Origin of the sequence: Citrobacter sp. Igbk 14 (assembly GCF_028069825.1) — a bacterium.
Classification (GTDB): Bacteria; Pseudomonadota; Gammaproteobacteria; order Enterobacterales; family Enterobacteriaceae; genus Citrobacter.
Genome location: NZ_JANEWM010000058.1, coordinates 17,317 through 27,441, shown reverse-complemented (window position 1 = coordinate 27,441; position 10,125 = coordinate 17,317). Strand labels below are relative to the sequence as shown.

The window sequence follows — 10,125 nt, the reverse complement described above, 5'->3', positions numbered from 1 at the left end:
CATATATAATTATGTATGGATTAATTTATAAACAGAATATGGATTAAAATAACTTAAAACCAAAAAAACCCTGCCATTGGCAGGGTTTGTTGATGCTGGATGATAAATTAACGCGCCAACCAGCCACCGTCGACCGCAACGGTATAACCGTTAATGTAGTCAGATGCGCTGGAGGCCAGGAACACAACAGGCCCCATCAGATCGCTTGGCAGACCCCAACGACCCGCTGGGATACGATCGAGAATTTCGGCGCTACGCTGCTCATCAGCACGCAGCTGCTGCGTGTTATTGGTCGCCATGTAACCCGGTGCGATCGCATTCACGTTGATGTTATGTTTTGCCCACTCGTTGGCCATCAGACGCGTCACGCCCATTACGCCGCTTTTTGACGCGGTATAAGACGGAACACGAATGCCGCCCTGGAAGGAGAGCATGGAGGCGATATTAATAATTTTACCGCCGTTACCCTGGGCAATGAAGTGCTTCGCCGCCGCCTGAGACATGAAGAACACGCTCTTAATGTTCAGGTTCATCACGTCGTCCCAGTCTTTTTCGCTGAAGTCGATAGCATCTTCACGACGGATAAGACCGGCGTTGTTCACCAGAATGTCGATATGACCGAATTCTGCAACCGCACGCTCGAGCAGTGCCGGAATACCATCAATCTGACGCAGATCGGCGGTCAGGCTTAAAAAACGGCGGCCCAGTGCGGTAACACGTTCGATGGTTTCAGTCGGCTCAACAATGTTGATACCCACGATATCACAACCCGCTTCCGCCAGACCCAGCGCCATCCCCTGACCCAAACCGGTGTCACAACCCGTCACAACGGCGACTTTACCTTCAAGAGAGAATGCATTCAAAATCATTGTAAATCCTTATTTTTTATAATGCCCGTCACAGACAGGCTGAGTAGCCGCCCGCGACTAGCGCAGATCTTTGACTGCAACGTGGTCCATATCATCAAAGACCTGATTTTCGCCAACCATACCCCAGATGAAGGTATAGGCTTTCGTACCAACGCCAGAATGGATAGACCAGCTAGGGGAAATTACCGCCTGCTCATTGTGCATCACGATATGACGCGTTTCCTGAGGCTGCCCCATCATGTGGAAGACACAGGTGTCTTCTTCCATATTGAAGTAGAAATAGACTTCCATACGGCGTTCATGGGTATGGCACGGCATGGTGTTCCACAGGTTGCCTGGCGCCAGTTCGGTCAGGCCCATGCTCAGTTGGCAGGTTTCCAGTACGTCCGGCACAAAATACTTGTTGATGGTACGGCGGTTACTCGTGAGATCATCACCCAACGTCACTGGCGCAACGTCGGCTGGGGTCACTTTTTTGGTTGGATAAGTCATGTGTGCCGGCGCGCAGTTATAATAGAACTTGGCGGGTTTTGCAGGGTCAATGCTTGCAAAAACAACTTCTTTTGCCCCTTTACCGACATACAGCGCATCGCGATGACCAATTTCATAGCACTGGCCGTCAACAGTAATCGTGCCCGGCCCACCGATGTTGATCACGCCTAACTCACGACGCTCCAGGAAGTAGGTTACGCCCAGTTGCTTACCCACTTCGCCACCCACGGATACGGTTTTTCCCACTGGCATAATGCCGCCAACAATAATGCGGTCAATGTGGCTGTAGACCATGGTGTATTCGTCAGCAACAAACACTTCTTCTACCAAAAACTCATTACGCAGCGCCTGGGTATCCAGGGTTTTAGCATGCGCACTATGGATGCTTTGTCTTACGTCCACATTTACCTCCAGTGATAAATTGACCGTGAATTCTTGAGCGATAGCAAAACGCCGTTCCGTTTTACCTAATGCGTTCATGATATCCCTCCCGGAACGGGTTTTCAATTATAACTAAAACGATGTTTCACTTTTCCCGCATCTTATTATCAAAAGTGTAATTGCGATCACGCTAGCCTGGTTAAACTACGAAAGCAGCACCAAAGAAAATAAATAAAACACAAACAAAACAGTTAGTTATAAAGATACAACAAAGAGTAGGTAATAAGAGGGACAAGTAGCGTTGTGAAAAAACAGCCCTGCTGAAGAGGAATTCACACACCTTTTCTTACAAAGTGCGTTGTGAATCACACGAAATGAAACGATGTTTTGATAAGTTAACGTTGTTTTAGAGTGGATGTTTCTGTAACTGGCCTTGCCCTCCTTGTGGAGGGCTTTTTTACATGAACCGGAACTGCGCGATGGTGGTGTATCTGATAGGGGATTTTAAAGACTTAATCACGTTCGATGGCAAGTGCAACGCCCTGGCCACCACCAATACATAACGTTGCCAGCCCTTTATGCGCCCGGCGTTTAACCATCTCGTGGACCAACGACACCAGAATACGGCAACCAGAGGCACCAATTGGGTGGCCGAGCGCAATGGCCCCACCGTTCACATTTACCCGACGCTCGTCCCATTCCAGCATTTTCCCAACGGATAATGCCTGCGCAGCGAATGCTTCATTGGCTTCAATCAAATCGACATCCGCCAGTTGCCAGCCGACGCGCTCAAGGCAGCGACGCGTCGCGTACACTGGCGCAATCCCCATGAGTGCGGGGTCAACGCCGACACTGGCAAAAGCGCGAATACGGGCCAGTACCGGTAAATTCAACGCCTGCGCTTTGGACTCGCTCATCATCATCACGGCGGCAGCACCATCGTTTATCGATGACGCATTACCCGCCGTTACCGAACCAAGCCTGTCAAAAGTAGGGTCCAGACGCGCCAGTCCTTCGGCGCTGGCATCGGTGCGCGGTTGCTCATCGGTATCCACCACAAAGGATTGCCCATTACGCTGGGTCACCACCGGCACGATTTCATCTTTAAAACGTCCGGCATCAATCGCCATACGCGCTTTGTGCTGAGAACTCAGCGCATAGGCGTCCTGTAATTCGCGGCTGATACCATATTCCCGTGCCAGATTTTCAGCGGTAACGCCCATATGGTAGTCATTGAAAGCATCCCACAGTCCATCATGAACCAGGCTGTCGACCAGTTGACTGTTACCCAGTTGCGCGCCAGTTCGGCTGTCGGTGAGGACGTGCGGTGCGCGACTCATGTTCTCTTGCCCGCCAGCTATCACGATATCAGCTTCACCACACTGGATAGCCTGAGTCGCCAGGTGCAGCGCTTTCAAACCTGAACCACACACATCATTAATGGTAATAGCGGAAACGGTATTGGGTAATCCACCATTGATAGCAGACTGGCGCGCCGGGTTCTGTCCGGCCCCCGCAGTGAGGACCTGACCAAGGATCACCTCATCAACAGCGTGAACATCCACGCCAGTGCGTTCCAGTAATGCCCTGACCACCATGCTGCCGAGTTCAACGGCAGAGTGGCGCGCCAGCGTTCCCTGGAAGCAGCCAATCGGTGTCCTTAACGCCCCCACTATCACAACCTCTTTCATCACCACCTCAGCGCAAAATAACATCGCAATAGTAGATGATTGTTAAAGATAGTTATCGTAGTTGTTTAAAAATGGTGATTTTTATCACAAAGGAAATAGGTATCATTTATTCGTCATCGCGACGCCACTTTGCTGCAAATGGTCACGTAACCAGCTTCCCGCGACCCCCGGAGGGGATTTCTTATTCCATAACAGATCGATTGAGATAGCTTTTGGCCAACCCGGTATCTTCAACTGAACCAGTGGTTTTTCTGCCGCAAACTCTTCCACCAGCGCGCAAGGTAGTGCGCACCAGCCAAATCCCTGTACCGCCATACTCAGCAACAACAGATAGTTGGGAGCAGACCAGACAGGGCCACGTGCGACGTTGGTCCCACTTTCCAGATAAGTATTCAGACGCAGTTCGCGCCAGGTGTGGAGCTGCTCCCATTGCAGATTTTTTTGCGTCGCCAGTGGATGCGTGGCCGCAACGTACAGTCCCATCCAGGTTTGCATCGGCAAACGCGTGACGCCCATATCTGTCGGATAATTTTCTCGCGCTTCGATCAGCCCAACCTGCGCGCGTCCTTTTTGCAGCAGATCGATCACATCGTCATCTTCACCAATCAGACATTCAAATTCTGTGTGGGGGAACTTGCGGTCAAACTGCACCATTAATTCTTCCAGCACATCCGGATGCAGCGTGTCCGAAAGCACAAAGGTCAGACGCGCTTCGGTATCACCCGACAGCGAAATCGCCGCTTCATCCAGGCGCTCGCTGGCTGACAAAATCGCCTGTACGTAGCCAAGCACCCGCTTGCCTTGTTCGGTAAGCGTTGGCTGACGTGACGAACGGTCAAACAACGCAAAGCCAAGATCGGCCTCCAGATGTGCAATCGCCGTGCTGATGGTGGACTGGCTTTTACGTAGCCGCCGGGCCGCCGCAGAAAATGAACCGCAGGACACAGTCTCAACAAATGCCGTTAAAGCTTCAGGGGAGTAACGCATGAACTATCTACTTTATCGATGGATACTATCTTTTAGATATCACATAAAACGATAAAATTGCCACCATTCCGTTATCCGGGCATCAAAGAAGGTTTTTAGGTTATGCAACACGATACTGTCCAACGCCGCTCGCTAGTGGAGCGCATTTTTCATGCTGTCTGTTTTGAGGGCATTGCTACCGCGATTCTTGCACCAACCACCGCATGGTTGATGCAGCGATCGGTACTGGAAATGGGCGGGCTGACCATTCTGCTGGCAACAACAGCAATGATCTGGAATATCATTTATAACGCCCTGTTTGACCGCTTTTGGCCATCACACCTGGTAAAACGTACAGCTAAAGTCCGCGCATTTCACGCCTTAGGTTTCGAGAGTGGTTTTATCGTCATCGGGGTGAGTATCGTGGCGTATGTGTTGAACGTTAGCCTGCTTCAGGCATTCACACTGGAAATAGGTTTCTTCCTGTTCTTCCTGCCATACACCATGTTCTATAACTGGGCTTATGACACATTACGCGAGCGCGTAATGAAGCGTCGTCAGCCGCGCGTTACTGCCTGATAATTCAAAGAATAGTCGGAATTTTCTCAATTCCGGCTATTCATCCATTCACCAGCCCACTTGTTCACACCTCCCCCAGCCCCTCTCATTTGTGGTAAATTGCGCTTCTTTTTGTTTATTTTATAGTTGATACGTTCAAATAATGTCGAAATTTTGGTCAAAAGAAGAGACTCTCTGGAGCTTCGCACTATATGGGACTGCCGTCGGCGCAGGAACCCTCTTCCTCCCCATACAGCTGGGTTCTGCAGGCGCAGTGGTACTTTTTATCACCGCACTCGTCGCCTGGCCTTTAACCTACTGGCCACACAAGGCGCTGTGCCAGTTTATCCTGTCATCAAAAACCTCTGCAGGTGAAGGGATCACCGGTGCAGTCACCCACTACTATGGCAAGAAGATAGGCAGCCTGATCACGACGCTTTATTTTATCGCCTTCTTTGTGGTGGTGCTGATCTACGCTGTCGCGATCACCAATTCACTCACCGAACAGTTGGCAAAACATATCACGATTGATCTACGCGTTCGTATGCTGGTAAGTCTCGGCGTGGTGCTGGTCCTGAATTTAATTTTCCTGATGGGTCGCCAGGCCACCATCCGGGTGATGGGCTTTCTGGTATTCCCACTGATCGCGTACTTTCTGTTTCTCTCGCTGTACCTGACCGGAAGCTGGCAGCCGACGCTACTCACCGGCCAGATGTCTTTCGATCAGCACACGCTGCATCAGGTATGGATCTCGATCCCCGTGATGGTTTTCGCTTTTAGCCATACGCCCATTATCTCCACGTTTGCCATCGACAGACGCGAGAAATACGGCGAGCAGGCCATGGGTAAATGCAAAAAAATCATGAAGGTCGCCTACGTCATCATCTGCCTGAGCGTACTGTTTTTCGTCTTTAGCTGTCTGCTTTCTATCCCGGCAAACTACATTGAAGATGCCAAACATGAGGGTGTAACCATCCTTTCGGCGCTGTCGATGATGCCCAACGCACCGGCATGGTTGTCGATTTCCGGGATTATCGTTGCCGTGGTGGCGATGTCAAAATCGTTCCTCGGCACCTACTTTGGCGTGATTGAAGGGGCGACAGAAGTCGTAAAAACGTCGCTGCATCAGGTAGGCGTGAAGAAAAGCCGGGCCTTTAACCGCGCCCTGTCCATTATGTTGGTTTCGGCCATCACGTTTATCATCTGCTGCATCAACCCTAATGCCATTTCAATGATTTACGCGATCAGTGGTCCGCTCATCGCCATGATTTTGTTTATCATGCCGACATTATCGACCTATCTGATCCCGGCGCTGAAGCCGTATCGTTCAGTGGGGAACCTGATCACCCTGATTGTCGGTCTGTTGTGCGTATCAGTGATGTTTTTTGGCTAAATGACGTTATCAACGGCTCATTCATCATTGCGTGGATGAGCCGCACCCCGCCTTACTTGATGTAAGAATCCAATACCTTCAGGACCACATCCAAATCCTCTTCACGCTTTATTTCATCGCCCTGATGCACAATATGCTCGGTCAGATGGCCTTTAATCACCTCACGCATTAATCCGTTTACCGCACCGCGGATCGCCGCAATTTGCTGTAACACAGCCGCGCATTCATGCGGTTCATCAAGCATGGTTTTCAACGCCACTACCTGGCCCTGAATCTTACTGGCACGGGCTTTGAGCTTTTGTTTGTCGCGGATCGTATGTGACATAGCATTACCTTAATTAACGTAAATCCGTAGCGACAATACCATCGACATTCTACTGGGGGGTAGTATTTGATACTGGGGGGGAGTAGAATCAAGCGAAATTAGACAACTAAGAATCATTCTCATGGGTGAATTTTCTACGCTTCTTCAGCAAGGCAACGCCTGGTTCTTCATTCCCAGTGCAATTTTATTGGGGGTGTTACACGGCCTGGAACCGGGACATTCAAAGACAATGATGGCGGCGTTTATTATCGCCATAAAGGGGACTATCAAGCAGGCAGTGATGCTGGGGCTGGCGGCTACCCTGTCGCATACGGCCATAGTATGGTTGATTGCACTCGGCGGAATGTATATCAGCAAAGCGTTTACCGCCCATGCCGTTGAGCCCTGGCTACAATTTGTCTCGGCTATAATTATTCTCGGGACCGCATTCTGGATGTTCTGGCGAACCTGGCAGGGAGAGCAGAACTGGCTGGCCCAGACGCATCACGACCACGATCACGGTCATCACCACCACCATGATCATGACGACCATCACCACCATCATCATGACCACGATGACGATCATCACCATCATCACGAGCACGAGCACGAGCACGAGCATAATCACGACCATGCCGCACTGGCAGGGCTGAGCGAGGGTTCGAAAGAGTATCAGGACGCGCACGAACGCGCACATGCCAACGATATCCAGCGCCGTTTTCAGGGTAAAGAGGTGACCAACGGGCAAATTTTACTGTTTGGTCTGACCGGTGGCCTGATCCCGTGTCCTGCGGCTATTACCGTCTTACTGATTTGTATCCAGCTCAAAGCCTTTACGCTGGGGGCAACGATGGTGCTGTGCTTTAGCCTCGGACTGGCGATAACGCTGGTAACGGTAGGGGTTGGCGCGGCTATCAGCGTACAACAGGCGGCGAAGCGCTGGAGCGGATTTAACACACTGGCGCGTAAAGCGCCCTATTTTTCCAGCGCACTCATCGGCATGGTCGGACTCTACATGGGGATTCACGGCTATCTGGGGATCGTCGGTTAACAGCCAACAGAGGGAAACGCGCAGCAACCTGTGCCGCTGCGCGTGTAGCAAGACTAGCTTGCGACGCTTCCCCACACTAACTGCCCTTTGTGGAAGGTCGCGGTACGAGGGGAAATCCTCGCGACCGCTTCCGCAGAGCAGGACGCATCGACCAGCACAAAACTTGCATCATCCTGTGCTTTCGGCCACACACGTTCGCCTTTATCGTTCAGCGGCAGTACATCACCTGTGGCGAGGAATAGCGCGCGCGACAGGTTGAGTTCGTTCGGGCGAATATACAGCTGAGCATACAGATTGGCTTTCTCCAGCATATCCCCCAGCCCATACGGCGACCAGTGGTCAATCACGCTGTCGGTGCCGGTAATCACCTCCACGCCTTTATCACGCAGCTGTTTCAGCGGCATGTGCAAGGTGCCGATAGGTACCGTCGAGGCAATGGTAATCTGCTGCGCCGCCATACGGGTTGCCAACGCATCAACCTGCTGTTCGTTCAGCGTTGCCAATGCGAAAGCATGGCTGATGGTCAGTTTGCCCTTCAGCTGTGGCGTTTTCTCCACCGTCTCCACCATGTAATTTACCGCTGCCACACCTGCCGGGCTGGTTTCATGCAAATGGATATCCACACCTTTATTGTAATCGAGCGCAATCTGGAACATGGTGTCGAGGGATTTTTCCATGGCCCCATCAACGCTGGTCGGGTCCAGACCGCCCACGTACTGTGCCCCCGCCTGCATTGCTTCACGCATCAGCGGTTCAGACTTCGATAACAGCAGACCATGCTGGGGAAACGCCACGATTTCACAAGCGAAACCGGGCTGACGACGCGCCAGTACCGCCTGCAAGTTCTCCAGATTTTTCAACCCGGAAACTGGCTCAATATTACAGTGGCTGCGGGCAATCGATGTCCCTTTTGATTGCAGCAGATCGATAAGCTTTTCCGCCCGCTCCTGAGTATAAGGCTGCAGTTCAGGCAGCAGCTTTTGTTCCAGGCGGATCATATCCTGAATGGTGGTGCCCGCCGGACGGTTCAATGAGCGCCACGGGCCACCGTAAAAGGTTTTATCCAGATGAATGTGCATATCGCGCATCGCGGGCAGCATGAGCTTGCCGCCCGCATCGTAATGCGGCAGCGCCGCATCCGAATGCTGCTTATTCTCGCGTAGCGCAACAATCTTCCCGTCCTGAATTTCAACGGTTTGCAGTGCAGTACGGGTATGTACCACCACGGCATTTTCGTAATCAAATCCCGCTTCCAGCAGAACGTTATCAAGGTAGTAGTGTTTATCGTTAATCGTCATGGTGTTCTTCGCCCCGCAGGCTGTCCCGACAGGATTAGCAGCATACGCGACTGGTGCTACTGCGCCAAACAGCGCAGCAGCAGTGACCATTTTTCCGCTCTGACTTAAAAATTCGCGGCGGCTGTTACTTTCCTTCATTCGCATCTCCTCTCAGGAATGGACAATGTGGGTACCCGTTTCACCGCGCAGTGCGGCAGGCAGGCATTCCGGCGTGGTGATGATCACCCGCTTACCGCCACGAGCCAGGAACGTCAGGCTGGCGATAATTTTGGGTAGCATGCTGCCTGGCGGGAAGTGACCTTCCTGCATGTAACGGGTCATTGCCGCAATATCCACTGTATTCAGCGCCTGCTGGTTGGGCTTGCCGAAGTGAATACACACTTTCTCTACGCCAGTGGTGATCACCAGAATGTCGGCGCGGATCTCCTGCGCCAGCAGCGCAGTAGAGAGATCTTTATCAATCACTGCGTCCACGCTGTGATAATCCCCGTGCTCGCTACGGACTACCGGAATCCCGCCGCCGCCTGCGCCAATCACCACAAAACCTTGCTGAGTCAGCGTTTTGATAGCCTCTGCTTCAACAATACGTTTGGGTTCAGGGGAAGCCACAACCCGCCGGTAACCGCGCCCGGAATCCTCCACAAACCGCCAGCCCGGATTAACCCGCAGCAGCTCGTCACGCTGAGCTTCACTGAAGAATGCGCCGATAGGCTTGGTTGGATTCGCAAACCCAGGATCGTTCTTGTCGACTTCTACCTGCGTAACCACCGTCACCGCTTTCTGCTCACCGCGTCGCGCCAGACGGTTATTCAGCGCCTGTTGGATCAGGTAGCCAATACCGCCCTGAGTATCAGCGACGCAGTTTGCCAGCGGAGTGAGCGGCAAGCCTTCGCGTTCGTGCGCGATTTCAGCACGCCGTAGATCCAGCCCCACCTGCGGCCCGTTACCGTGTGTCAGCACAATGTTGTAGTCCGATGCCAACATCTCCAGCACCGTGTCCGCCACCGCTTTCACCGCTTCAGCCTGGTGCTCAATAGACTGGCTGGCGTTATCTTTGATAATGCTGTTGCCGCCAATGGCAACGACCACAAGTTCTTTCATCGTATTTTCTTCCGCTTGCAG

At 52.1% G+C, this 10,125-nt stretch carries 10 protein-coding genes; 3 read left to right on the top strand and 7 right to left on the bottom strand.

Translation table 11 applies throughout. The annotated features are described in order from the left end of the window. Positions 1-107 precede the first annotated feature (107 nt). From kduD to NNN64_RS18675, 4 genes are all read right to left on the bottom strand, one after another. The gene (gene kduD, locus NNN64_RS18690; protein ID WP_005123393.1) at positions 108-869 is read right to left on the bottom strand and encodes a 2-dehydro-3-deoxy-D-gluconate 5-dehydrogenase KduD; all 762 of its coding nucleotides are present in this window, start codon (positions 867-869) and stop codon (positions 108-110) included. A 57-nt stretch (positions 870-926) separates the two neighbouring features. Next, entirely contained in the window at positions 927-1,763 is an 837-nt protein-coding gene (gene kduI / locus NNN64_RS18685; RefSeq protein ID WP_005123391.1) for a 5-dehydro-4-deoxy-D-glucuronate isomerase, read from the bottom strand. Between the two features lie 491 nt (positions 1,764-2,254). After that, positions 2,255-3,433, bottom strand: coding sequence for an acetyl-CoA C-acetyltransferase (locus NNN64_RS18680; protein ID WP_271442356.1), 1,179 nt, complete (start codon positions 3,431-3,433; stop codon positions 2,255-2,257). Positions 3,434-3,535: 102 nt separating this feature from the next. Beyond that, positions 3,536-4,420, bottom strand: a complete 885-nt coding sequence (locus NNN64_RS18675; RefSeq protein ID WP_271442355.1) for a LysR family transcriptional regulator — start codon at positions 4,418-4,420, stop codon at positions 3,536-3,538. 102 nt (positions 4,421-4,522) lie between these two features. On the opposite strand from NNN64_RS18675, the gene NNN64_RS18670 reads away from it, so the two are divergent. Further along, complete coding sequence (locus tag NNN64_RS18670; protein WP_271442354.1) at positions 4,523-4,978, top strand: multidrug/biocide efflux PACE transporter; 456 nt, start codon at positions 4,523-4,525, stop codon at positions 4,976-4,978. Positions 4,979-5,120: 142 nt separating this feature from the next. After that, positions 5,121-6,350 carry an amino acid permease gene (locus NNN64_RS18665; protein ID WP_137382681.1) on the top strand — a complete coding sequence of 410 codons (1,230 nt, stop codon included), beginning with the start codon at positions 5,121-5,123 and terminating at the stop codon, positions 6,348-6,350. A 52-nt stretch (positions 6,351-6,402) separates the two neighbouring features. On the opposite strand, the gene rcnR is transcribed toward NNN64_RS18665, so the two are convergent. Further along, positions 6,403-6,675 carry a Ni(II)/Co(II)-binding transcriptional repressor RcnR gene (gene rcnR / locus NNN64_RS18660; protein WP_005123385.1) on the bottom strand — a complete coding sequence of 91 codons (273 nt, stop codon included), beginning with the start codon at positions 6,673-6,675 and terminating at the stop codon, positions 6,403-6,405. A gap of 121 nt (positions 6,676-6,796) precedes the next feature. On the opposite strand from rcnR, the gene NNN64_RS18655 reads away from it, so the two are divergent. Continuing rightward, positions 6,797-7,705: a nickel/cobalt efflux protein RcnA gene (locus NNN64_RS18655; RefSeq protein ID WP_271442353.1), complete on the top strand. Its 909-nt coding sequence runs from the start codon at positions 6,797-6,799 to the stop codon at positions 7,703-7,705. Between the two features lie 53 nt (positions 7,706-7,758). On the opposite strand, the gene NNN64_RS18650 is transcribed toward NNN64_RS18655, so the two are convergent. Then, positions 7,759-9,141 carry an amidohydrolase family protein gene (locus NNN64_RS18650; protein ID WP_271442352.1) on the bottom strand — a complete coding sequence of 461 codons (1,383 nt, stop codon included), beginning with the start codon at positions 9,139-9,141 and terminating at the stop codon, positions 7,759-7,761. Positions 9,142-9,153: 12 nt separating this feature from the next. After that, entirely contained in the window at positions 9,154-10,104 is a 951-nt protein-coding gene (locus NNN64_RS18645) for a carbamate kinase family protein (protein ID WP_271442351.1), read from the bottom strand. Between the last annotated feature and the right edge of the window lie 21 nt (positions 10,105-10,125).